The 23,926-nt window shown below is 71.8% G+C and carries 21 protein-coding genes; 12 read left to right on the forward strand and 9 right to left on the reverse strand.

Translation table 11 applies throughout. The features are described from left to right. Positions 1-89: 89 nt before the first annotated feature. The 4 genes from efeO to ABTY98_RS36480 are packed head-to-tail and all read left to right on the forward strand — an operon-like array spanning position 90 to position 4,312. Entirely contained in the window at positions 90-1,226 is a 1,137-nt protein-coding gene (gene efeO / locus ABTY98_RS36465) for an iron uptake system protein EfeO (RefSeq protein WP_352225411.1), read from the forward strand. A 10-nt stretch (positions 1,227-1,236) separates the two neighbouring features. Further along, on the forward strand, positions 1,237-2,466 hold the full coding sequence (gene efeB / locus ABTY98_RS36470; protein ID WP_352225412.1) for an iron uptake transporter deferrochelatase/peroxidase subunit: 1,230 nt from the start codon (positions 1,237-1,239) through the stop codon (positions 2,464-2,466). A 3-nt stretch (positions 2,467-2,469) separates the two neighbouring features. Beyond that, complete coding sequence (gene efeU, locus ABTY98_RS36475; protein WP_352225413.1) at positions 2,470-3,363, forward strand: iron uptake transporter permease EfeU; 894 nt, start codon at positions 2,470-2,472, stop codon at positions 3,361-3,363. Next, positions 3,302-4,312 (forward strand): SCO2278 family lipoprotein, encoded by a 1,011-nt coding sequence (locus ABTY98_RS36480; RefSeq protein ID WP_502994441.1) that lies wholly within the window; start codon positions 3,302-3,304, stop codon positions 4,310-4,312. The genes efeU and ABTY98_RS36480 overlap by 62 nt, the downstream gene beginning before the upstream one ends. Here ABTY98_RS36480 and ABTY98_RS36485 read toward each other — a convergent pair. The 4 genes from ABTY98_RS36485 to ABTY98_RS36500 form a co-directional block, all read right to left on the reverse strand. After that, positions 4,309-5,052, reverse strand: coding sequence for a bifunctional DNA primase/polymerase (locus ABTY98_RS36485; protein ID WP_352225414.1), 744 nt, complete (start codon positions 5,050-5,052; stop codon positions 4,309-4,311). The two genes, ABTY98_RS36480 and ABTY98_RS36485, sit on opposite strands and share 4 nt — an antisense overlap. Positions 5,053-5,144: 92 nt before the next feature. After that, positions 5,145-6,131, reverse strand: coding sequence for a small ribosomal subunit Rsm22 family protein (locus tag ABTY98_RS36490; protein WP_352225415.1), 987 nt, complete (start codon positions 6,129-6,131; stop codon positions 5,145-5,147). A 153-nt stretch (positions 6,132-6,284) separates the two neighbouring features. After that, complete coding sequence (locus ABTY98_RS36495) at positions 6,285-7,412, reverse strand: serine hydrolase domain-containing protein (RefSeq protein WP_502994443.1); 1,128 nt, start codon at positions 7,410-7,412, stop codon at positions 6,285-6,287. An 11-nt stretch (positions 7,413-7,423) separates the two neighbouring features. Next, positions 7,424-8,773 carry a multidrug effflux MFS transporter gene (locus ABTY98_RS36500; RefSeq protein WP_352225441.1) on the reverse strand — a complete coding sequence of 450 codons (1,350 nt, stop codon included), beginning with the start codon at positions 8,771-8,773 and terminating at the stop codon, positions 7,424-7,426. A 145-nt stretch (positions 8,774-8,918) separates the two neighbouring features. Between ABTY98_RS36500 and ABTY98_RS36505 the strand changes: the two genes are divergently transcribed. Next, positions 8,919-9,917: a Gfo/Idh/MocA family protein gene (locus ABTY98_RS36505; protein WP_352225416.1), complete on the forward strand. Its 999-nt coding sequence runs from the start codon at positions 8,919-8,921 to the stop codon at positions 9,915-9,917. Positions 9,918-10,067: 150 nt separating this feature from the next. Continuing rightward, complete coding sequence (locus ABTY98_RS36510; RefSeq protein WP_352225417.1) at positions 10,068-10,826, forward strand: SDR family oxidoreductase; 759 nt, start codon at positions 10,068-10,070, stop codon at positions 10,824-10,826. Between the two features lie 237 nt (positions 10,827-11,063). Here ABTY98_RS36510 and ABTY98_RS36515 read toward each other — a convergent pair whose 3' ends face one another. Further along, positions 11,064-12,242 (reverse strand): D-alanyl-D-alanine carboxypeptidase family protein, encoded by a 1,179-nt coding sequence (locus ABTY98_RS36515; protein ID WP_352225418.1) that lies wholly within the window; start codon positions 12,240-12,242, stop codon positions 11,064-11,066. A 199-nt stretch (positions 12,243-12,441) separates the two neighbouring features. On the opposite strand from ABTY98_RS36515, the gene ABTY98_RS36520 reads away from it, so the two are divergent. Beyond that, positions 12,442-13,905, forward strand: coding sequence for an ABC transporter permease (locus ABTY98_RS36520; RefSeq protein ID WP_352225419.1), 1,464 nt, complete (start codon positions 12,442-12,444; stop codon positions 13,903-13,905). An 86-nt stretch (positions 13,906-13,991) separates the two neighbouring features. Further along, the gene (locus ABTY98_RS36525; RefSeq protein WP_352225420.1) at positions 13,992-14,726 is read left to right on the forward strand and encodes an ABC transporter ATP-binding protein; all 735 of its coding nucleotides are present in this window, start codon (positions 13,992-13,994) and stop codon (positions 14,724-14,726) included. Between the two features lie 67 nt (positions 14,727-14,793). Here the strand turns inward: ABTY98_RS36525 and ABTY98_RS36530 are convergent, their stop codons facing one another. Both ABTY98_RS36530 and ABTY98_RS36535 read right to left on the reverse strand, forming a co-directional pair. After that, positions 14,794-15,780, reverse strand: coding sequence for an aldo/keto reductase (locus ABTY98_RS36530; RefSeq protein ID WP_352225421.1), 987 nt, complete (start codon positions 15,778-15,780; stop codon positions 14,794-14,796). Positions 15,781-15,839: 59 nt separating this feature from the next. Continuing rightward, positions 15,840-16,166, reverse strand: a complete 327-nt coding sequence (locus ABTY98_RS36535; protein WP_352225422.1) for a nuclear transport factor 2 family protein — start codon at positions 16,164-16,166, stop codon at positions 15,840-15,842. Between the two features lie 120 nt (positions 16,167-16,286). On the opposite strand from ABTY98_RS36535, the gene ABTY98_RS36540 reads away from it, so the two are divergent. Further along, on the forward strand, positions 16,287-16,832 hold the full coding sequence (locus ABTY98_RS36540; RefSeq protein WP_352225423.1) for a DoxX family membrane protein: 546 nt from the start codon (positions 16,287-16,289) through the stop codon (positions 16,830-16,832). 32 nt (positions 16,833-16,864) lie between these two features. Next, entirely contained in the window at positions 16,865-17,209 is a 345-nt protein-coding gene (locus ABTY98_RS36545) for a MazG-like family protein (RefSeq protein WP_352225424.1), read from the forward strand. Between the two features lie 33 nt (positions 17,210-17,242). Here ABTY98_RS36545 and ABTY98_RS36550 read toward each other — a convergent pair whose 3' ends face one another. Then, positions 17,243-17,587, reverse strand: a complete 345-nt coding sequence (locus tag ABTY98_RS36550) for an ArsR/SmtB family transcription factor (RefSeq protein ID WP_352225425.1) — start codon at positions 17,585-17,587, stop codon at positions 17,243-17,245. Between the two features lie 135 nt (positions 17,588-17,722). Between ABTY98_RS36550 and ABTY98_RS36555 the strand changes: the two genes are divergently transcribed. Further along, positions 17,723-18,700 carry a quinone oxidoreductase family protein gene (locus ABTY98_RS36555; protein ID WP_352225426.1) on the forward strand — a complete coding sequence of 326 codons (978 nt, stop codon included), beginning with the start codon at positions 17,723-17,725 and terminating at the stop codon, positions 18,698-18,700. A 281-nt stretch (positions 18,701-18,981) separates the two neighbouring features. Then, positions 18,982-19,617 carry a TetR/AcrR family transcriptional regulator gene (locus tag ABTY98_RS36560; protein ID WP_352225427.1) on the forward strand — a complete coding sequence of 212 codons (636 nt, stop codon included), beginning with the start codon at positions 18,982-18,984 and terminating at the stop codon, positions 19,615-19,617. Positions 19,618-19,698: 81 nt separating this feature from the next. Here the strand turns inward: ABTY98_RS36560 and ABTY98_RS36565 are convergent, their stop codons facing one another. Then, complete coding sequence (locus tag ABTY98_RS36565; protein ID WP_352225428.1) at positions 19,699-23,847, reverse strand: PQQ-binding-like beta-propeller repeat protein; 4,149 nt, start codon at positions 23,845-23,847, stop codon at positions 19,699-19,701. Positions 23,848-23,926 lie beyond the last annotated feature (79 nt).

Genomic DNA, 23,926 nt, shown 5'->3' on the forward strand with positions numbered 1-23,926 from the left:
CCGGTGAATCACATCCCGCATGGGTAAGAGTGAGGTAAGCCTCGGGTAAGTTAGGGAAGCCTCACCACACCACCTCGCTTGGAGCCTGCATGCGTGCCGTCCGACTCACCGTCACCGCCGCCGCCACCGCGGCTGCTCTGACCGCTCTCTCGGCCTGCACGGCGAAGAGCGACGCCAAGGGCGGTGACGCGATTCAGGTCACCGCGGCCGACTCCAGGTGCGAGACGTCGACCAAGTCCGTGCCCGCCGGGCACGTCACGCTCGCCATCGAGAACACCGGGTCCAAGGCCACCGAGGTCGAGATCCTCTTCCCGGACGACCGGATCGTCTCGGAGAAGGAGAACATCGGGCCGGGGACGAAGTACACGCTCACCGCCGAGGTGAAGCAGGGGTCGTACGAAATAGCCTGCCGGCCCGGGATGAAGGGGCACGGTGTCCGGCAGAAGCTGACCGTCACCGGCTCCGGTGCGGTCGCCAAGCGCAACCCGACGCTCGACAAGGCCGTCGCCGACTACCGCGAGTACGCCCAGGAGCAGGCCGACGCGACGATCCCGAAGGTGGAGACGTTCGCCGCCGCCATCAAGGCAGGCGACCTGGAAGCCGCGAAGAACGCCTACGCCCCCTCCCGGGTCGGCTGGGAGCGCACCGAGCCGATCGCCGAGTCCTTCGGGGACATCGACCCCAAGACGGACACCCGCGCCGACGGCCTGGAGAAGGGCCAGAAGTGGACCGGCTGGCACGCGCTGGAGAAGGCGCTGTGGCAGGACGAGAAGATCGGCGCCGAGCAGAAGACCCTGGCCGCCGGGCTGGTCACCGATCTGAAGGACTGGCAGAAGCGGGTCGGCAAGGCCGAGATCACCCCGACCTCCATGGCCAACGGCGCCAAGGAACTCCTCGACGAGGTCGCCACCGGCAAGGTCACCGGCGAGGAGGACCGTTACTCCCACACCGACCTCAGTGACTTCAAGGCCAACGTCGATGGTGCGCACAAGGCGTACGAGCTGCTGAAGCCGGTCGCCCGGAAGAACGACGCGGCCTTGACCACCGAGCTGGACAAGCAGTTCACCGCGCTGAACGCGCTGCTCGACGAGTACCGCACCACCTCCACCTCGGACGGCTTCGTGTCGTACGACAAGGTCACCAAGGCCCAGCAGAAGGAGCTGTCCGACGCGGTCAACGCCCTCGCGGAGCCGCTGTCCAAGCTCGCCGCGGCCGTCGTCAAGTAAGGGGCGGGACATGGCCGAGAAAACCAGTCCGTCGCGTCGTGCGGTCATCGGCTGGGGCGGGGCCGGGCTCGCGCTCGGCGCCGCCGTGGCCGGGGGCGCGGTGGCCGTGGCCGAGTCCGGCGACGACGCCGACCCCACGACCGCCGTCCCGTTCCACGGCGCCCACCAGGCCGGTATCGCCACCCCCGTCCAGGACCGGCTGCACTTCGCCGCGTTCGACGTGAAGACCGAGGACCGGGCCGAGTTCGTCCAGCTGCTGAAGGACTGGACGGCCGCGGCCCGGCGACTGACCGCCGGGAAGGCGATCGGCGACGGGGCGTACGGCGGGCTCGCCGAGGCGCCCCCGGACGACACCGGCGAGGCGCTCGGGCTCAAGCCGTCCCGGCTGACGCTGACGATCGGCTTCGGGCCGTCGTTCTTCGAGAAGTTCGGGCTCAGGGACAGCCGCCCGGACGCCCTGGTCGATCTGCCGCAGTTCCCGGGCGACAACTTCGACTCCGCCCGCACCGGCGGCGACCTGTGCGTCCAGGCCTGCGCCGACGACCCCCAGGTCGCCGTGCACGCCATCCGCAACCTCGCCCGGATCGGCTTCGGCAAGGTCGCCATCCGCTGGTCCCAGCTCGGTTTCGGGAAGACCTCGTCCACGACCCCGGATGCCCAGACCCCGCGCAATCTCATGGGGTTCAAGGACGGCACCCGCAACATCGCGGGGACCGAGACCGACCGGCTGAAGAAGTTCGTCTGGGTGGGCGACGGCGACGGTCCCGGGTGGATGCGCGGGGGGTCGTATCTCGTCGCCCGGCGCATCCGGATGAACATCGAGACCTGGGACCGGACCTCGCTCCAGGAGCAGGAGGACGTCTTCGGGCGGGACAAGGGCGAGGGCGCCCCCGTCGGCAAGGCCAGGGAGCACGACGCGCCGTTCCTGAAGGCGATGAAGCCGGACGCCCATGTGCGGCTCGCGCACCCCGACTCCAACGGCGGGATCACCATCCTGCGCCGGGGTTATTCGTTCACCGACGGGACGGACGGGCTCGGACGGCTCGACGCGGGCCTGTTCTTCCTGGCCTACCAGCGTGACGTCCGCAAGGGGTTCATCCCGCTGCAGCGCAGGCTGTCGGCGTCCGACGCACTCAACGAGTACATCCAGCACGTGGGTTCGGCGGTCTTCGCGGTCCCGCCCGGCGTCCGGGACAAGGACGACTGGTGGGGCCGGACGCTGTTCTCCGAGGAGGCGTGATCCGTGTTCTCCAACTATCTGATCGGGCTGCGCGAAGGCCTTGAGGCCTCGCTCGTCGTCTGCATCCTCATCGCCTACCTGGTCAAGACCGGGCGCAGGGACGCCCTGAGGCCGGTCTGGATCGGCATCAGCGTGGCGGTGCTCATCGCCATGGGCTTCGGCTGCGCCCTCGAATTCGGCTCCCAGGAGCTGACGTTCGAGGCGCAGGAGGCGCTCGGCGGGTCCCTGTCCGTCGTCGCGGTGGGCCTGGTGACCTGGATGGTGTTCTGGATGCGGCGCACCGCCCGGCACCTGAAGTCCGAGCTGCACGGCAAGCTCGACGCGGCCCTCGCGATGGGCACCGGCGCGCTGGTCGCCACCGCCCTCCTCGCCGTGGGCCGGGAGGGACTTGAGACCGCCCTGTTCGTGTGGGCGTCCGTGCACGCGGCCGGCGACGGCACCCCGCGCCCCCTGATCGGCGTCGTCCTCGGCCTCGCCACCGCGGTCCTGCTCGGCTGGCTCTTCTACCGCGGCGCCCTGCGGATCAACCTCGCCAGGTTCTTCACCTGGACCGGCGGCATGCTGGTGGTCGTCGCGGCGGGCGTGCTGGCGTACGGCTTCCACGACCTCCAGGAGGCCGACTGGATCCCGGGCCTGACCGACCAGGCCTTCGACATCAGCGGCGCCATCCCGCCGGACAGCTGGTACGGCACCCTCCTCAAGGGCGTCTTCAACTTCCAGCCCGACCCGACCGTGCTCCAGGTCACGGTGTGGCTGCTGTACCTGATCCCGACGCTCGTACTCTTCTTCGCCCCGGTAGGGTTCGCCTCCGGGAAGGGGAAGGTGAAGGCACCTGATGACGCACCTGACGACCAGGGATCGCGGCCCTCGGCGGCTCCGCAGACTCCGCGGGCATGAGCGCGGGGCGCTCATGGCGGTCGCGCTGACCGCCGTGTCACTGACGGCGAGCGGATGCGTGGTGGTGCACGGGGAGCGCGAGGTGCTCCCCACCACCACCCGCGCCGAGGCCGCCAAGGCGCTGAAGCAGTTCACGGACGCGTACAACAAGGCCGACAAGGCCTACGACGGCTCCCTGGACGCCGACTACACGACCGGCGCCCTCGCCGACATCGACTCCGCGCGTCTGAAGGCCGGGCACGTCAACAGCCCGAGCGGCAACTCCGGCCATTCGGCGCTGGAGTTCGACGACGTCACGTACACCATCCCCAAGAAGGCCGGCTGGCCGCGCTGGTTCCTCGCCGACGCGCACGGCAACAAGGGCGGCGACGACCGCTGGCTGCTGGTCTTCACCCGTAACAGCCTCTCCGCGCCGTTCCAGGTGGCGTATCTGACGCTGGTCGCGCCGGACGCCGTACCGAAGTTCACGACCGACAAGGACGGCTGGGCCGAGGCCGTGCCGGCCAACAGCGCCCAACTGGCCCTCTCCCCCGCTGACCTGAGCGAGGACTACGCCACCTACCTGAAGAGCGGCGGCAGCGTCTTCGCGGACGGCGCGCACACCAGCGGCTGGCGCACGGACCGCAAGAAGTCGACCAAGCCGGGCCTCGCGACCCAGTACATCGACGTGCCGCTGACGGGCGGCGACTACGCGCCGCTCGCCCTGCGCACCACCGACGGCGGTGCGATGGTGTTCTTCACCACCCGCTACTACGCCAAGGAGACCGCGGCCGCGGGCACTTCGGTGCCGACGCCGAACCAGGACGTCAAGGCCCTCACCAAGGGCGAGATCAAGCAGTCGCTGACCATGCAGTTCGTCTCCAACCAGGTCGCGCTGGACCCGGCGGGCACCGGAAAGGTCTCGGTCCTGGGACGCATCCAGGGGCTGACGTCCGCCGAGGGTTCCTAACGGCGGACCGGCCAGGCGGCGCCCGCCTGGTCGGACTCGGTGCCGACGTGCCGGGCGCAGGCGTCGGTGAGGCTCTCCAGGAGGGTCAGCGGGTCGGGCAGCGGGTGCTCGGGACCGCGTACCCAGTGCACGCTGCGGCCGTCGTCACCGGGCAGCCGGGCGGGCGGCACGAGGACGTACGACCCCCGGCAGTGCCAGCGCAGGCCCGGATGCTCGTCCATGGTCTCGGGGTGGCAGTCCAGCTCGCACGGCCACCACTCGTCCTCGTCCTCGGGAGTGCCGCGGGTGAGGGTGAAGAACAGCATGCGGCCGTCGTCGCTCTCGGCGACCGGACCCACCTCGACGCCGTTCGCGAGCAGCCGCTCCAGCGCCTGCCGGCCGGCCTCCAGGGGGACGTCCAGGACGTCGTGGGTCATCCCGGTCGCGGTGATGAAGTTGGCCTGCGGCTGGTGCCGGGCCCAGCGCTCGATCTGGGCGCGGTCGGTGGTGGACTGCGTCTGCCACGCGAACGACACCGGGTGCCGGGCCGGGGTGGGACAGCCGACGCGGTCGCAGGAGCAGCCGTAGCCGGGGGCGGGATACGCGGCGGGGGCCAGCGGGAGGCCCGCCTCGGCGGCGGCGAGCAGCAGGGCCGCACGGCCGTCACCGTCGGTGGCGGCGGCTTCCCTGGACCGCCGTCCGAGCAGCCACTGGGAGAGTCTGCCCTGCCGGCCGCTGCGGCCGCCGAACGTCCCGCTCATGTATCGCCTCGCCTCCCTGTGGTGCGGACAGCATGCCTTATGGTCCCATCCGGGTGCGAAGCGGGGTGCCGGGGGCGTATCACCACGACGTGTCACCGCGGCGGCCAGGCGTCTCCCCAGTCCGCGTCCCGCGCCGCCCGGTACAGGTCGCCGTGGCGTTTGGTGATCGTCGTCCGGCGCAGCTGTTCGTCGGTCTCGCACAGGTCGAGCAGGACCTGGCCCTTGCGGATCTGCGGCCGCCGCACCACCCGGGCCGGCGCGGGGGCCACCGGGAAGCGGGTGGCCGCCACGTAGCTGAACTTCTCGTCCTCGTAGGCCAGCGATCCGCCCTTGACCTGGCGGTGCAGGGAGGAGCGGCTGACCCGGGCCGAGAAGTGGCACCAGTCCGTGCCGGGGACGATCGGGCAGGCGGCGCTGTGCGGGCAGGGCGCGGCGACCTGGAAGCCGGCGGCGATCAGGCGGTCGCGGGCCTCGATGACCCGGGCATAGCCCGCCGGGGTGCCGGCCTCCACGATGACGACGGCCTGCGCGGCGGTCGCGGCGGCGTCGACGAGGGCGGCACGGGCGGCCTCGTCGAGTTCGTTGAGGACGTACGACACCGTGACGAGATCAGTGCTCTCGATGGTGAGCGCTGCTCCGATCCGAGAGCGCTGCCAGGACGCCTCCCGCAGCGCCGGGTTCGCCGCGGCGATCTCCCGGCCCAGGGCGAGCGCCGGCTCGGCCCAGTCGAGGACCGTCACCGGCCGGACCCCGGCCCAGGTGTCGGTCACCGCCCAGGTCGCCGCGCCCGTCCCGCCGCCGACGTCCACATGGCTCCCCGGCACCCAGCCCTCCGGCACCGCGTCGGCGAACGCCGCCAGCGCCGCCCGTACCGCCTCGAAGGTCGCCGGCATCCGGTAGGCCGCGTAGGCCACCACGTCCGCGCGGTCCCGCAGGATCGGCGCGTCGGTCGGGGTGGCACCCCGGTAGCTGGCGATCAGTCGCTCGACGGCTCCGGCGGCCTGCTTCGGGGGAAGGCCGTCGAGGAGGTCGGAGAGCGTGGCACGGAGCTGGTCGGCCGGGGATGCGGGGTGGTTCACCCGGTGATTGTAGGGGCGCCCGACATCACACCCGGACGGCTCCGGTGCCCACGTGGGCACCGGCTCGAGCGCGGGGTAGTGCCGGAAGACGCGGCGCGCCGAGGGCGGGAACCAGCGGACGGCGACTCGCTCGAAGGCCTGGCCGCCGCCGCGTCACACCCGCGACGGGCTGAGAAAGACCGCCCTCGCCAGCCGGGTCGCCGCCGCCGCTCTCGGAGCGCTGTCGCCCGGTCGCCGCCGGGGGTGCACGGTGTTGGCCAGCAGGACCAGGAAGGTGTCCGTCGCCCGGTCCAGGACCAGGCTCGTCCCCGTGAACCCGGTGTGCCCGGCCGCGCCCCGGCCCGCCAGTTCGCCCATGAACCACGGCTGGTCCACCAGGAACCCCAGACCGGGTGGGTTCAGCAGCAGGTCCACGAAGTCGGGGCCGAGGATGCGCGCCGGGCCGTACGCACCGCCCGCCAGCAGCGTCCGGCAGAAGACGGCCAGGTCCCGGGCCGTGGAGAACAGGCCCGCGTGCCCGGCCGGCCCGCCCAGCGCCCAGGCGTTCTCGTCGTGCACGACACCCCGCAGCATCCCCCGGTCCGCCTTGGCCCACGGCCGCCGCTGGTCCTCGGTGGCCGCCGCGCCGGGGCGGGGGCCGAAGTCGGTGGCGGTCATCCCGAGCGGGCGGGTGATGCCCTCGTGGACGAGGACGTCGAGGGTGCGGCCGGTGATCCGCTCCAGGACGTACTGGAGGAGGAGCATGTTGAGGTCCGAGTAGCGGTACGTGCCGGGCGGGCTGCTCGGGGCCTCGGCGCGGAGCAGGTCGAGGCGGGCCGCGTCGTCGGGGCAGTCGTGGAGAGGGAGTTCGGGGCGCAGGCCCGAGGTGTGGGTGAGGAGCTGGCGGACGGTGATGCCGTGGACGGCGGCCGCCCGGAAGTCGGGGAGGTAGGCGCCGACGCGGGCGTCGATGCCGAGGGTGCCGCGTTCGAGTTGCTGCACGGCGGCGACCGCGGTGAAGAGTTTGGTGAGGGAGGCCAGGTCGAAGGGGGTGTCGACGGTCATCGGGACCCGGGCGGCGGACGGCAGTTCGACACCGGCGTCGGCCTCGGGGTCGTACGCGGACCAGCGCACGGCCCAGCCGGCCGCCTGCTGGACGGCGATCACGGGACCGCGTCCGGCGACCACGACGGCGCCGGCCGCCCAGGGCCGCTCGCCTGCGGTGAGGGCATGCACTTCGCGCACGAGGTGCCTGAGTTCCGCGGGGTCGAGCCCGGCCCGTTCCGGTGTCTCGACGCGCAGTCTCGGTACGCTCAGCTCTTCTCCCCCTCTCTCGACTTCGCTCGAATGGGGGCACCCCCATCCTCCGTCGCCGCACGTGTGTTCCCACGCGCTGTCCAGGGACGGCACATTCCCACGAAGCAGGCCAGTGCCACCAGTGCCCCCGCCAGTTGGACGATCGCCATGGGCACGGCGGTTCTCTCCCCGGCGATCCCGACCAGCGGTGAGGCGACCGCGCCCACCAGGAACGAGGAGGTCCCGAGCAGCGCGGACGCCGATCCGGCGGTGTGCCGGGTGCGCAGCAGGGCGAGGGACTGGGCGTTGGGGAGGGTGAAGCCCATCGCGGACATCAGTACGAACAGGGCGGTGGCGACGGAGGCGAGGCCGACCGGGCCGAGGACTCCGGTCGACATGAGGAGCAGGGCGGTCGCGGCGAGTACGGTCACGGTCAGGCCGGCGCCCAGCACCTTGTCCAGGCTGACCCGGCCGACCAGCACCTTGCCGTTGATCTGCCCGGCGATCACCAGCCCGACCGAGTTGAGCCCGAAGAGCAGGCTGAAGGTCTGCGGGGAGGCGCCGTAGATCTCCTGGATCACGAACGGGGACGCGGATATGTAGGCGAAGAGGGCCGCGAACGCGAAGCCGCCCGCGAGCATGTAGCCGGTGAAGGGGAGGTCGGCGAGCAGGGTGCGCATGGCGCGTGCGGCGGCGGCCGCTCCCCCGGCGTGCCGGTCGGCGCCCGGCAGGGTCTCCGGGAGCTTCGCCCACACCACGGCCGCGAGGACCGCACCGACGACCGTCAGGACGACGAACACGCCCCGCCAGTCCGTCACCCGCAGGATCTGCCCGCCGATCAGCGGGGCGACGATCGGGGCCACCCCGGAGACCAGCATCAGGGTGGAGAAGAAGCGGGCCATGGCGACACCGTCGTAGAGGTCGCGTACGACGGCCCGGGCGATGACTATGCCGGCCGCGCCCGCGAGGCCCTGGGCGAGGCGGAAGGCGACCAGGGTCTCGACGTTCGGCGCGACGGCGCACAGGGCGGTGGCGGCGACGTAGACGGCGAGGCCGGCCAGCAGCGGACGGCGGCGGCCCCAGCGGTCGCTCATCGGGCCGACGACCAGCTGGCCGAGGGCCATGCCGGCGAGGCAGGCGGTGAGGGTGAGCTGGACGGTCGCGGCGGGGGCGTGGAGGGAGCGGGTGACCTCCGGCAGGGACGGGAGGTACATGTCCATCGCCAGCGGCGGCGTCGCGGTGAGCGCACCGAGGACCAGCACCAGGAGGAGACCCGCACGGCGGGCGGCGCGGGTGCCGGGGGCGGTTCCGGAGGGTACGGCGGTGTCCTGGGCGTGCGGTGTCGGCGGTGCCGGCCGCTCTGGCATCTGGCGCATGTGCCCCCCTGCTCCTTCGGTTCACTGCTGGTCTCGCTCTACGGGTCCGCTCTTGGTGGACCCCGATGGCCCCGGCCTATGCTCTCAGCTCGTACAGACTGCCTGGAAACACATGAGCGAGGGTGGGGCGGCCGGGATGGCTGAGCAGAGTGTGCGGTGGGGGATCCTGGCGACCGGCGGAATCGCGGCCGCGTTCGCGGCGGACCTGGTGGATCTGCCGGACGCGGAGATCGCGGCGGTGGCCTCACGGTCCCCGGAGTCGGCGGAGGCGTTCGCGGAGCGGTTCGGGATAGGGCGGGCGTACGGCGACTGGGAGTCGCTGGCCCGGGACGAGGACATCGACGTCGTGTATGTCGCCACTCCGCACTCGGCGCACCGGGCGGCCGCCGGGCTGTGCCTGGCGGCGGGGCGGAACGTGCTGTGCGAGAAGCCGTTCACGATCGGCGTCCGCGAGGCCGAGGAACTGGTGGCGCTGGCGAAGGAGCACGACCGCTTCCTGATGGAGGCGATGTGGATGTACTGCAACCCGCTGGTGCGACGGCTGAAGGCGCTGGTCGGGGACGGGGCGATCGGTGAGGTGCGGACCGTGCAGGCGGACTTCGGGCTGGAGGGCCCGTTCCCGCCGGGGCACCGGCTGCGGGACCCGGTGCTGGGCGGGGGCGCGCTGCTCGACCTGGGGGTGTACCCGGTGTCGTTCGCGCATCTGCTGCTCGGCGAGCCGGACGGGCTGTCGGCGCGAGCGGTGCTCTCGGACGAGGGCGTCGATCTCCAGACGGGTGCACTGCTCTCCTGGGAGAGCGGTGCTCTCGCGGCGGTGCACTGCTCCATAGTGGGCGGCACCGGCACCACCGCCTCGGTCACCGGCTCACGCGGCCGGATCGACATCCCGGACGGCTTCTTCCACCCCGAGCGCTTCGTACTGCACCGCGACGGCCGCGACCCGGAGGAGTTCGCCCTGGACCCGGCCGACGGCCCGCGCACCAGCTTGCGCCACGAGGCCCGGGAGGTCATGCGCGCGCTGCGGGCCGGTGAGACCGAGTCCCCGCTCGTCCCACTCGACGGCACCCTCGCGGTCATGCGCACCCTGGACACGCTCCGTGAACTGATCGGCGTCCGCTACCCCGGGGAGTCGTAACCCGGGCGCGACCCGGGCGGGGGGGCGCCCGGCGGGACACAACCCGAACACCCCGACCCGGACGGGAGCGCGCCCAGCGGGACACGACCCCTGAGCGCCGCGCCCGGCGGGGCGTGACCTGAGGGGTCGGGCTCCCTAGGCTGCCGCCCTATGAACGCCAAGCAATCGAAGATCGCGGTGGTCACCGGCGCCGGTTCCGGTATCGGGCGGGCCGTGGCCGTGGAGCTGCTGCGGGCCGGCTGGTCGGTGGCGCTGGCGGGGCGGCGCCCGGAGAAGCTGGAGGAGACGGCGGCGCTGGTGCCCGAGGGCGACCGTCTCGTCGTACGCACGGATGTGGCGCAACCGGAAGCCGTCGCCGGGCTGTTCGCGGCGACCGTGGAGCAGTTCGGGCGGGTGGACCTGCTGTTCAACAACGCGGGGACGTTCGGGCCCGGCGGGGTGCCCGTGGAGGATCTCGCCTACGAGGCGTGGCGCCATGTGGTGGACACCAACCTCAACGGGGCGTTCCTGTGCGCGCAGGCGGCGTTCCGGCAGATGAAGGAGCAGGAGCCGCAGGGCGGGCGGATCATCAACAACGGGTCCATCTCGGCGCACACGCCCCGCCCGCACTCCGCCCCCTACACCGCGACCAAGCACGCGCTGACCGGCCTCACCAAGTCGCTGTCCCTGGACGGGCGGCCGTACGGCATCGCGGTCGGGCAGATCGACATCGGCAACGCGGCCACGGACATGACGGCCCGGATGCGGACCGGCGCCCTGCAGGCGAGCGGGGAGATCGCCCCGGAACCCGTGATGGACGTGGCGGATGTGGCGCGCACCGTGCGGCACATGGCCGAGCTGCCGCTGGAGGCGAACGTGCAGTTCGCGACGGTGCTGGCGACGGCGATGCCGTACGTGGGCCGGGGCTGAACCGCCGTTCAGCCCGGACCTTCGCAACTTGCACAACCGGAATTCAAACGTCCGCGGCGTTTCCGCCGGTAACGCGCCTATGCTCAACTCTTCTCCACCAGAGCTTCACAGTTGAGGCTCCGGTGTTCCGCCGACCACACCGAGGGGGAGGCGGCAGCCGTCCCACCACACCGGGTGGGGGTGGACCCGTGCGGGACGCGGGTACGCACCGGTGGGTGGGACGGCTGCCGCGTGACGTCAACTCGCCGGTGTGTCCCGCGGGTCGGCGGTGGCCGTCCGGCGGCGCCGACGCAGCGTCAACGCCCCCGCGCCCAGCAGCGCGAGCGTTCCCGCGCCGCCCTCCGCGAGCCGCCACCGCGACGGTCCGGACGACCCCGAACCGGCCGCCGCTCCCTTCCCGGCCGCACCCGCGGCGCCCTTCGCCGTCGTGGGCGACGGGCTCGCGCTCGCCCCGCCCTCGCTCAGCGGATCGACCAGCGCGCCCACCGCCTGCGCCGAACTCCCCTCCTCGAAGCCCCAGTCGAGCAGTGCGGCGGCCTCCTCGTACACGGCGTTGCTGCCGCTGTCGGGATGCATCACGGTGACCAGCAGGGTGCGGCCGCCCCGGGTGGCGCCACCGGTGAAGGTGTTGCCGGCGTGGCTGGTGTAGCCGTTCTTGACGCCGAACAGGCCCTTGTAGGTGCCCAGTCCCCAGGAGCCGGTGAGCAGTCGGTCCGTGTTCTGGATCTGGAAGGTCTTCTTGCCGCCCGCCGGGAAGTTCGCGGTCCTGGTCCCGCAGTAGCCCCGGAAGTCGTCGTCCTTCAGCCCGTGCCGTGCGAAGAGGGTCAGGTCGTAGGCGGAGGACAGCTGGCCGGGGTGGTCGAAGCCGTCCGGGCTGACCACATGGGTGTCGAGGGCCTGGAGGTCGGCCGCCTTGGCCTGCATCTCGGCGACGGTCTGTGCGATGCCGCCGTTCATGTGGGCGAGGACGTGCACGGCGTCGTTGCCGGAACGCAGGAAGACGCCCTGCCACAGCTGCTCGACGGTGTAGGTGATGCCTGGCTTGATGCCGACCAGGCTGGAGCCGGCCGGGACGTCGGAGATGTCGCTGTCCTTGACCCGGTAGCGCTCGGTCCGCTCGAACTTCTTCAGCACGGTGTCCGCGAACAGCATCTTCAGGGTGGAAGCGGGCGCCAGGCGCCGGTGCGCGTCGAAGGAGGCCAGCACCTCACCGCTCTCGCAGTCGGCGAGCAGCCAGGCACGGGCGGTGATCTTCCTGGGGAGGCCGGTGGCGCCGCGCACCTGGACGCCGCCGCGGGCCAGGCGCTCGCCGCCTATGACGGTGGCCGCGGAGGCAGGGGTCGCCGCGGAGAGGGGAAGAGCGGCGGCCGTCAGCCCGAGGACGGCACGCCTGGTCGGCAGAGAGGAATCGCGCACTCCGGGACCGTACACGCACGGAACAGCGGGTTCCTTGGAGGGCCCCCTCGCCTCAATAGGAATTTGCTGTCTCATGAAAGTTTGATAAGACTACGGGCTTTCTCAGCTCTGACACATCTTTTACCCAGCGTGACTCAAAGGTTTCTCCCTAGCTTGAGGCAGCGCCCACAGCGGGCGCCAAGAACCTTCGAGGAACGGGATGTTTGGCATCTATCTCAAGCGCGAGCTGGGCCGTAGAAAGAAGGCGGCCCTGGTCATCGCACTGGGTCTGGCGCTCGGAATCGCCCTGGTCATCACGGTCGACTCGGTGTCGGCCGGTATGACCCAGGCGCAGGACAAGGTCCTCAAGTCGCTTTACGGCCTCGGTACCGACATGACGGTCACCAAGGCCCGTACGGCACCTGCTTCGGGCAGCTCCGGCGGTCCGAACTTCAAGTTCGGCGCCAAGTCCAGCAGCAGCTCCACGCAGAGTTCGGACCGGGTGCAGACGCAGGGAGGTCAGGCCCTGAAGTCGACCCTGGTCACCGAGGTCGCCGCGCAGAAGGGCGTGGACAGCGCGGTCGGAGCGCTCTCCCTGAACGTCACCAAGGTCGACGGCTCCTTCACGCAGGGCAAGGCACAGAGCTCCAGCGGCAGCAGCGACAGCGGGGGCGGCCAGAGCCAGCCGGGCGGTGGCACCTCCACCGGCCAGCCGCAGGTCCAGGGCGGCGGCGCCAACTTCAACGTCAACAGCTACTCCGTCGTCGGCGTCGACGTGGCCCACCAGGGCCTCGGCCCGCTGGCCTCGATGAAGATCACCTCGGGCAGGACCTTCACCTCGGCGCAGACCAGCGCCAAGGTCGCGGTGGTCAGCAAGTCGTACGCCAAGGAGAAGAAGTACAAGGTCGGCTCGACCTTCAAGATCTCCGGCACCAAGTTCACGGTCATCGGGATCGCCACCCCGGACAGCAGCGAGTCCGACACCGACCTCTACATCCCGCTGAAGCCGGCGCAGACCCTCGGCGACGTCAAGAACCAGGTCACCACGATCTACGTCAAGGCGACCGACTCCAAGCAGATCTCCACCGTGAAGAAGGAGATCCAGTCCAACATCTCCGGTACGACGGTCACCACCTCCGCCGACCTGGCGTCCACCGTCTCCGGTTCCCTCTCCACCGCCTCCAGCCTGGCGACCAGCGTCGGCAAGTGGCTGTCCATCGCCGTCCTGGTGGCGGCCTTCCTGGTGGCAGCGCTGCTGACCTCCTCCGCGGTGTCCCGCCGGGTGCGTGAGTTCGGCACCCTGAAGGCGCTGGGCTGGCCCTCGCGCAACGTCACCCGGCAGGTCGTCGGCGAGTCCATGGTGAACGGCCTGATCGGCGGCGCTCTCGGTATCGCCCTCGGCGTCGGCGCGGCCTACGCGGTCACCGCGATCAGCCCCAAGCTGACGGCCCAGCTGGGCAACACCACCGGCGGCGGTGGCATGGGCGGTGGCCCGGGCGGCGGCGGCCCCGGCCAGCAGTCCACCCAGGACACCCTGGAGATCGCGCTGACCGCGCCCGTCTCCCTCACCACCATCGCGCTCGCCGTCGGCCTCGCGGTCACCGGCGGTCTGATCGCCGGCGCGATGGGCGGCTGGCGCGCCTCCCGGATGCGCCCGGCCGACGCCCTGCGCAGCGTCTCGTAACCCACCCGCCCCCTTGGACCGGGGCGCCGCTTCCGTTCCCCCCGGGACGCGGCGCCCCACCCCACCCACCACCCAGTGGAGAACCCATGTACAGACTCACCGGAGTCACCAAGCGCTACACGCGGGGCAAGGAGACGGTCGAGGCGCTGCGCGGCGTCGACCTGACCATCGAGGACGGCGACCAGCTCGTCATCCAGGGCCCGACCGGCGGCGGCAAGTCGACCCTGCTCCAGATGATCGGCGGCCTGGACCGCCCGACCGAGGGCAGCGTCGAACTGGACGGCGTCGACCTCGCGCGCATCAGCGAGACCAAGCTGACCCGGGTGCGCGCCGAGAACATCGGCATCATCTTCCAGGCGTTCAACCTCATCCCCACGCTCACCGCCCAGGAGAACGTCGAGACGGCCCTCGTTCCGCTCGGCGTCAAGCCGGCCGAACGCCGCGAGCGCGCCGCCGAGGCGCTGCGCTCGGTGGGCCTGGGCGAACGCCTCACCCACGCCCCCTCCGAGCTCTCCGGCGGCCAGCAGCAGCGCGTGGCGATCGCCCGCGCGCTGGTGAAGAAGCCGAAGGTGCTGCTCGCCGACGAGCCCACCGGCAACCTCGACGAGGGCACCCGCGACGACATCATGGGCCTGCTGGAGGGCCTGTGGCACGAGTACCGGCTGACCTTCGTCATGGTCACCCACGACTCCTCCATCGCCCGCCGCGCCCCGCGCCTGGCCACCATCAAGGCCGGCCAGATCACCCTCACCGAGCAGGGCCGCGGACAGCAGTACGCACAGCAGGCCGCGGGCTACGGCGAGCAGCCACAGGGGGTATGACCAGCAGCCCCATGTGCAGCAGCAGTACGGCGGCGGACAGGTCTACTGAGCCGCCGGCAGGGGCCGTTCAGCGCCCGAGCAGCCGGTCGATCTCGGCCAGCTGCCCGGCGGTGAGCGGCCCCTTCGCCATCGCGCCGGCGTTCTCCTCGGCCTGCGCGACGGACCGGAAGCCGGGGATCGGGACCGTCCGCGGGCTGCGGGCCCAGATCCAGGCGAGGGCGCCCTGCGCGAGGGTCCGCCCGCCGCTGGTGAGGACGGCACGCAGCGCCTCGATCCGTGCGACCCACTCGGGATCGGCCCCGGCCCCGTCCCCGAACCCGGGCAGCCAGGCGGGCGGCCTGCTCCGGATGTCCCCGGCGCCGGTCCCGCCGCGCCGCCCGCCGAGCAACCCCATCGCGAGCGGGCTGCGGTTGACGGCGGCAAGGTCCAAGTCCTCGGCCACTTGCAGGAGTTGAGGCGCGTCCTGGAGCACATTGAGGGCGCACTGTACGGCCGTACAGTGCGGTCCCTCGGCGAAGACGGCGGCGCGGTCCGGGTCGTCGGTGCTCCAGCCGTAGGCGCGGACGAGCCCCTCCGCCACCAACTCCTCGCAGGCATCGCGCAGTTCGGCGGCGCGGGCCGGGTCGGCGTCCGAGAGGTGAAGCTGGTAGAGGTCGACGTGGTCGGTGCCGAGGCGGCGCAGGGAGGCGGTGAGGGCGCGGCGGACGTACGCCGGGGAGTCGTCGACGCCGGTGAGGGTGCGCTTCTCCTCGTCGAAGACGTTGCCCCACTTGGTGGCGACGACGACCTCGTCCCGGTGCTTGCCGAGGGCGCGGCCGAGGACGCGCTCGCTGTGCCCGGCGCCGTAGGTGTCGGCGGTGTCGAAGAAGGTGACGCCGAGGTCGAGGGCGCGGCGGACCGCCCGTACGGACTCCTCGTCGTCGACCCTGCCCCAGCCGAGCGGCTGGCCGGTGGCGTCCTGCCACTCGCCGCCGATGGCCCAGCAGCCGAAGCCGAGCGCGCTGACGCGGATGCCGGAACGTCCCAGGGTCCTGGTGGTGCTGTCGGTGTCCATGTCCACGGACGCTAGGAGTTGAAGTGCACGCGAGGGCAAGGGGTTGGCAAGGGGGCTTGTCAGGCCTGCCCGGTCTCGAAGCGGGAGATACGGCCGTCGTCCTCGACCGTGAAGGTCCAGCGGGTGACCATCTCGCCCCAGGCGTCGTTGCGGTAGTGGGCGAGCAGGGAACGACCGCCGTCGGACTCGTTGTCGACGTCGAGGTGGCCGTGGGAGGAGAAGATCTCCCGGTCCATCCACTCGTCGAGGTTCCGGTCGGAGCCGTCGTCCGCCATGGTCGCGTCCGGGGTGAGGACGTCCCTGAGGCGGCCGGGGTCGCCGGCGTTGACGGCGGTGACGAAGGCCCGGACCGCCGGGTCGCTGAGCTTGGCTGTCTTGATCGTCATGCGAGTCAGCGTCACACCGCGGCCGGGGACCCGCCACCCGAACGGCCGCGAGGACGCGCCACTCGGGTGTCCCGGTGCGACGGTGGAGACCTGATCCCGCCCGCTGCCCGAGGAGCCGCCGTGACCTGCTACGACCGACGTGATGTGGGCCTGCTGCTGCTCAGGCTGGGGACCGGCGGGGTGCTGGCGGCGCACGGCGCGCAGAAGCTGTTCGGCTGGTTCGGCGGGGGCGGGATCGAGGGCACGGGCCAGTACTTCGAATCCGTCGGGTACGCGCCCGGCAGGCAGAGCGCGATGGCGGCGGGGCTGGCGGAGACGGGCGGTGGCACGCTGCTGGCGCTGGGCCTGGCGACCCCGGCGGCGGGGGCCGCGGCGGCCGGCGCGATGGCGGGCGCGGCCGCGCTGCACATGCCCAACGGCTTCTTCGCGGCGGAGGGCGGCTACGAGTACGCGGCGAGCCTGGGCCTGGCCGCCGCGGGCCTGGCGGTCTCGGGTCCCGGCCGGCTCTCCCTTGACCACGCGTCCGGCCATGTCTTCGACCGGGGCTGGATGGTCCCGGTGGCGCTGGGGGTGACGGCGGCCGTCACGGCGGTGGTGGTCGGCGCCCGGAACCAGCGGTTGCGGCGGAAGCGGGCGGGCGAGCAGGAGACGTTGTTCGAGGAGTGACCGCGGGGCGCGGCATGGCAGGCTACGGGGTCATGACGGAACAGCCGACGCCGCCCACCGACGTGTGGGCCGCCATCGACGACCTCTGGACCTGGCTGGACACCCACCGCGTGCACGACGGCGACACCGGCCTCGTACTGCGCATGCTGAAGCTCACCGAGGAGGTCGGCGAGGTCGCCCAGGCGGTGATCGGCGCGACCGGCCAGAACCCCCGCAAGGGCGTGACCCACACCTGGGACGACGTACAGGGCGAGCTGTGCGACGTGGTGATCACCGCGCTGGTGGCGCTGCGGACACTGACCCCGGACGCGCGGGCGGTGTTCGAACGGCATCTGACGCGGGTGACGGAACGCTCGCTGGGGCCGTCCGCGCCCTAGGAAGTTGCCGAGCGGCCGGCAGCTTCCTTCCGGTCAGTCGCCCCCGTCACCGCGCAGCAGCAAATCGAGCAGCCCGGGAAAGCGCGCATCGAACTCCTCGCGCCGCAGTCTGTTGACCCGCTTGGGCCCCTCGTCGCGCTGCTCGACCAGACCTGCGCCGCGCAGCACCGAGAAGTGGTGGCTGAGCGCGGCCTTGCCGACCGGCACGTCGAAGCTGCCGCAGCTCCGCGTCCACTCGGCGGAACCGGCCAGCTCACGGATCAGCTGAATGCGTACGGGGTCGGCCACCGCGGACAGCGCGGTCAGGACGGAGACGTCCTCGGGATCCGTGTGCACCGGCGCCGCCCGGTGACCGCCGCTCTCTCCCCGCTTCGCCATGCCCCTCTCCCAGCCGTAGATCCGCGCCGGAATCGCTGTGGAGCGCCTCGGCCGCTTGCTTGGTGTTCGATGAGCACCTTACAGTTCCACTGTTCGCTTTTCATTGAACACTCGATCGAAGGGGGCTGTCCGCCGATGCGTGCAGTCGAGTTTCAGGAGTACGGCGACCCGGAGGTGCTGAAGGTCGTACAGGCCGAGCCCCCCGCACCCGGGCCGGGCCAGGTGACCATCGACGCCGCTTACGCGGGCGTGAACTTCGCCGACCTCAAGTCGCGCGCGGAGGGGTACCGGGTGGACTCGCTGCCGTTCCGCCCGGGTCTGGAGGTCTCCGGGCGGATCCGGGCCGTCAGCGACGGCGTCGAGGGGCTGCGCCCGGGGCAGGAGGTCGCCGCGATGGTCCCCGACGGCGCCTATGCGGAGGTGGTCGTCGCCGAAGCCGCCACGGTCTTCCCGCTCCGCGACGGTCTGGACCTGCGGACCGCGGCCGCCCTGCCCATCGTGCTCCCGACCGCACACGCCCTCCTCCACGAGGTGGGACGCCTGCGCGCCGGAGAGAGCGTGCTGGTGCACGGCGCCGCCGGCGGCGTCGGCACGGCGGCCGGGCAGCTGGCCCGCGCGGCGGGCGCGGGCGCGGTGTACGGCGTGGTCTCCTCCCCCACCAAGTCCGAGCACGCCCTCAAGCGCGGCTACGACGAGGTGTTCACCACCAACACGTTCGCCGACGACGTCCGCCGCGCCACCGGCGGCAGGGGCGTCGACCTGATCCTCGACCCGGTGGGCGGCGACACCCTCCGCCACGGACTCGACACGCTGGCGCCCTTCGGACGTCTGGTCTCCTTCGGCAACGCGAGCGGGGCGGAGCCGTGGCACGTCGGTCAGCCCGAGCTGTACCCCCAGGGCCGCTCTGTCGCCGGCTTCGCGATCCTGCTGCTCGCCCGGTCGGCGCCCGAGGCACTGCGCGAACTGGTCGAGCGCGCCTTCCGTACGGTCACCGACGGCACCGTGAGCCTTCCGGTCACCGCGGAGTTCCCCCTGTCCGAAGCGGCCGAGGCCCACCGGCTGATGGGCAGCCGCACCTCCACGGGCAAGCTGCTGCTGCGGATCGCCGACTGAGCACAGCCGCACCGCGAGCAGCCGGACCGCGAGACGAACTCGGACACCGCCCACCGACCGGGTGCGCGGACAGCCGTTCGCGTCGTCCGGAGGGCCCATCCGGCACCCTCACACCTCCTGCCGACGCCGCCGAGGAGGGCGCGTCCGGGGTGCTCGCCCCGCAGGGCGCCCAGCTCGCTGTGGAGATCCTGGTGGGGCGTCGGGAGGTCGGGGAAGGAAGTCATGAAGTTGAGAGAATCATCAATCATGCGTTGATCGTCGGGCAACTGTAGACTCGGCGTATGCCGACGTCAGCCCCGCCCAGGAACCGCTTCGAGCGGCGCCGCGCCGAAACCCGTCAGGCGCTCGTCCGTGCGGCCCGGCAGATCCTCGCGGAGACCGGGGACACCAGCGCCAGCATCCAGGCCATCGCCGAGCGCGCGGATGTCGGTTTCGGCTCCTTCTACAACCACTTCGAGTCCAAGACGGAACTGTTCGACGCGGCGGTGACGGACGCGCTGGAGGAGTTCGGCCAGGTCATCGACGAGCGCGTACAGGGCATCGAGGACCCCGCCGAGCTCGTCGCCGCGGGCTTCCGGCTCACCGCCCGGATGGCCGACTCCCACCCCGAGCTCATGCGGATCCTGCGCGACCGCGGTCTGGCCCACGTCCACTCCGACCGCGGCCTGGCCCCGCGCGCCCTGCGCGACCTCGAGATCGGTATCGCCTCGGGCCGCTTCAGCTGCCCCAACGCGACCACCGCCCTGTCCGCCGTGGGAGGCGCCCTGATCTCCCTGGTGGCGCTGCGGCTGGCCCCGACCGACCTCGACGGCGACGAGGCCGCCTCCGACCTCGCCGAAATGGTCCTGCGCATGCTCGGCGTCCCCCCGAACGAGGCCCACGAGGTCACCCGGCGCCCACTGCCCGGTCTCGACTGACACTGCACGGCATACAGGGGCCCGGCGTCCGAACGGCCAGACGGCCATGGACTCCGGGCCCCGTGTGCTTCCCGCTGTCGGCTACTTCATGGCAGCCAGGGCCGCGTCGACGCCCGCGATGGGCGAGCCGAGGCCGGTGACCGTGTCATAGCCGGGACCGGCGGTGCACTCCGCGCCGCACCGGCCGTTGGAGCCGGAGGTGATGTCCCGCAGGGAGCTGCTGCCGAGCGCGTAGACATCGGTGTGCGCGGTGTCTCCGTCCGGTCCGGCCGAGGCCAGGTGCGGCTTGCCCGCGGCGGCCCGGAGCTGGTCCGCCGAGGCGATGATCCCGCCCCAGATCGGGGCGGACAGGCTCGTGCCGCCCACCTTCAGCCACACGGAACTGGTGGTGTCACCGGAGGTCATGGTCAGGTAGACCGGCACGCCCGTGGTGGGGTCGGCCACGAAACTGACGTCCGGGGTGGCCCGCAGCGGCGAGGACTGCACGCCGTCCTGGTAGGCCGGGCGCGGCTCGAAGTAGCTCAGGCCGCCGCCGGTGGACTTCCACGCCGTCTCGCCCACGGTGTTGCCGTCGGCGTCCAGCTGGAGGTTGGTGCCTCCGATGGCCAGGGCGTAGGGGTTGGTGGCGGAGTAGCCGCCGGGGTAGCCGTCATCCCCGGTGGACTGGACGCAGACCGATTCGGCCAGCTTGCAGTGGCCGTCGTAGAAGGTCTGCTCGGAGAACTCGCCGGTGCCCCAGCTGTTGCTGATCGCGGCCGGGTGCAGTGCCGCGGCGGCGTCCTCGGCCCGGGAGAGCGCGGCCAGGGTGGGGTCCTTGCCCTCCACCAGGACGATCTTGGCGTGCGGGGCCACCGAGTGCGCCCACTCGATGTCCAGTGCCGCCTCCTCGTTCCAGCCGGTGTCCACGTCCGGCTCGTCACCGTCCGCGTAGACCTGCTCGAAGTCGAAGCAGTCCGCCTTCGCGCTCACCTTGTCGCAGGTCTGCGGCAGGTCGAAGTGCGCGGAGAAGTGGTTCAGGTCCTCCTTGGCCGTCGGGTAGTGGTAGGCGTCGACGATCGCGATGGTCTGGCCGGTGCCGTCGCCCTTGAGGCCGAGGCGTGCCTGGATCTGCTGCGGGGTGTAGCCGCGGGTGACCTCGCCGTCGTTGTCGGCGCCCGCGCTCAGCTTCTTGGCCGCGGGAGTGCTGCTCTGGATCTCGACCGGGAGCGAAGCCGTGCCGATCGGCATGCCGAGATCCTTCAGCGGGCTCGCGCTGCGGAGGTTGTTGCCCTGGGAGTGATCGGCCCCGGCGGCGGCCTGCGGGAACGCGGCCGATGCGTCGCCGGTCGGAGGCACCGGGATCCGGGTGGGCTCGTCCTCGGAGAGCTTGTAGGTGGTCAGGCCGTGCGGGAAGTAGTCGATGTCACCGATGCGGTTACCGATGGCCTGGCTCGAGATGTTCAGGGCTCGCCAGTCGAGGGCGAGACCGATGATGTCGTCACCCGGTCCGTCGCCCAGGTTGACTGTCTGCACCTGGCTCGCGCCCAGGGCGAAGTCCGTGGCGCTCTCGCGGAGGAACCCGTCGTTGGCGGCGAAGGGTGTGTCGTAGGACCACAGAGCCTGGTAGGCGCTGACGAACGCTTCGGTTCCACCGACGGACTTGGCGACCACCCCGGAGCGGAAGCCGAGGTAGGTGGGCACGTCTTGGGGGTCGCTGCCGTCCGCCGGGTAGAACGTTTCGTTGAACTCACGCATCTCGACCAGGCCGGTCTTCTTGGACGCGGCGAAGCCCTGTGACGTTCCGGGGCTGTCGTAGGTCTTGATCACCGCGCCGGTGCGGGAGTCCAGGATCTGCACCGGGTGGTGGTAGGTCGTGAAGTCGCCGGTGAACGCGAAGGCGACACCATGGCCGTCCGCGCCCGGGATACCCGGGCCGGCCAGCGCGGGGTTGGTCGGCACGATCGCGACGGCACCGGAGCCGGTCGGGGTCCGGGTCCAGAGCGGGGTGCCGGTGGCGGCGTTCAGGCTGACGGCCGTGGGCGCCGGGTCGGTGGTCTCCGTGGGGAGGCCGAACCCCTCGTGGGTGCCGCCGTACTCGAAGAGCAGGTGTCCGGTGTCGTCAGTGGTGACGCTGGAGAAGACCAGGCTCTTGTGTTCCGTGCCCTTCGGCCGGTACGTCCACCGCTGCTTGCCCTGCGGGTCGTAGGCGGTCAGGCTGCTGCCTGGAACGACGATCTCGGATCCGCCGTGGCCGTCACTTGCGACGGTGAGCGAGGCGACGTACCCGCCTGTGCGCACATTCGCCTGCTCGTGGCCGGTGCGCGTGCTCAGCGCCTCGAAGCCGTGGTCCGTCGCGACCACCACGGAGTCGCCGGCCTTTCCGGCGTCCTTGCCGGCGTTCGGCAGCAGATGCAGGGCGTGCACCGAGCTGTCGACGGTGGCCCGCCACAGGACGGTGGGGGACGCCTTCTTCAGGGTCCTGCCGTCGAGCGCGAAGACACCGCGGCTCTGGCCACCGGTGATCAGGTCCTTGACCCCGTCCCCGTTGACGTCTGTCGCGACGGCCGCGTAGGGATCGCTGGCCAGGGGCATGGCCTGCGCCTTGCCGCTGTGGGGGTCGACCGTGTAGGCGGTGTCGTCGTAGCCGACGGTGAGGAGCCCGCCCTGGTAGGGGGTGAGCGTGTCGCCGGAGACGGCGCCGTCACGACGCCAGTCGAGGTGACCGGTCCGGGAGTTCAGCGCGATGAGCTGGGTGTGCTCGGGACCCGCGGGAGTGGCGGCGGTGGCGTTGGTCGGGTCGGAGAGCGAGGCGAAAACCTCGCCGCTCTTCGAGTCGGAGGACAGTTCCATGGTCGGTGCGTTGGCCTCGCCGACCTTGGAGGCGGTGGTGTACGACCAGAGGGTGCGGCCGTGCTCGTCCCAGCCGGAGATGGTGCTCTGACCGTCCGACAGGTCGGCGTCGATGCCGAGTTCCGCGACCGCGAACCGGGGCTGCCCGCCGTGCGCGTCCGGCATGACGCGGAAGGCCTCCGGGACGGTGCCCTCACGCGAGGCGAGCACCGTGCGGGCGCCGCTGTGCGCGTCGATCGCGGTCAGGTCCCAGCGCACCTCGTCGAAGGGGTCGTTCTGCTCGACCACCAGGACGCGGTCCGCGCCCGGGTCCTTGACCAGCATGCGCGGGTAGCCGGGCGTCTTGGTGTGCGCCGCGACCTTGCCGTCGGAGGTCTTGATGACCAGCACGTTGCCGGCGGCCGGGCGGGGGTTGCCCAGGCCCAGGGGGGTGTCGGACCAGGAAGCGGCGATCCGGCCGGAGCCCAGGGAGGTCAGATCGCCCCAGCGCGCCCAGGGCGCGTGCGTCGAATAGGTCCAGTCGGTGGCCCCGGCGAGCTTGCCGTGAGCGGCGCGGCGGAAGCTGTAGGCCGTCAGGTTGCTACGGCTGTCGCCCTGTTCGGCGACCGGGTCGTCGCCCCAGTCCGGGCCGGTGGAGTCGGCGACGACCAGCTTGCCGTCCTGCACCAGCATGGTGCCGACGAGGCCGGGGACCAGCTTGCTCCACGCCGTCTGTCCGGTACGGCCGTCCAGGACGGTGAGGAAGGTGCCGTAGTTCACCTGCGAACCGGGCGTCGAGAACGGCCGGAACGGCCAGTCGCCCACCGCGTAGGCCACGGCGACGTCGTCGACGCCGTCGCCGTTGAAGTCGCCCGTCACGTACGGGTGCTTGCCGGTGGACGACATCTGGTACGGGTTGTAGCCGGCGTAGAGGTTCGGCAGGAAGGGGTACGGCTGGTACCAGTTGTTCGGGGTGACCTGCCAGTCCTTGTACAGCGAGGTGGCTGCGCGACCCCAAATCTGCTTGCCGTCGGCGTCGTACCGGGCGACGGTGCCGGCGCTGAAGACGCCCACCCAGTCCTTGGTGCCGCCCAGTGCGGCGCTCTCGGCGAATCCCCGCGCGGTCTCCCACTGGCCGGTCCGTTTGAAGCCCGGAGCGGTGGAGGCGTCCTCCGTCTGCGGGGCCGAGCCGGTCTTCAGCTTCGGCGCCGAGCCCTGGGGCGTCGGGGCGGCAGCGGCGGGACCCTGCTCTGCGGCGACCTGCCCGGGCGTGCCGTCGATGCGGGCCTCGTATCGCTTGCTGAGCTTCTCGAGCGCGCCGGCGGTCAGCCGGACGCCCTTCGTGTGCTGCGGGGCGTCGTCCGCCTGAGCCGGCGGTATGACCAGCAGGCCGGCGGCCAGCCCCAGCACGGTGGCGACCATGCCGGAGCGTATGCCCTTTCGTCGGATTCGCGGGGTTCTCAAAGGACCATGCACCTCTCGGTTGGAAACAGAGCCGTTA

The organism is Streptomyces sp. NPDC096040, from assembly GCF_040303265.1.
Classification (GTDB): Bacteria; Actinomycetota; Actinomycetes; order Streptomycetales; family Streptomycetaceae; genus Streptomyces.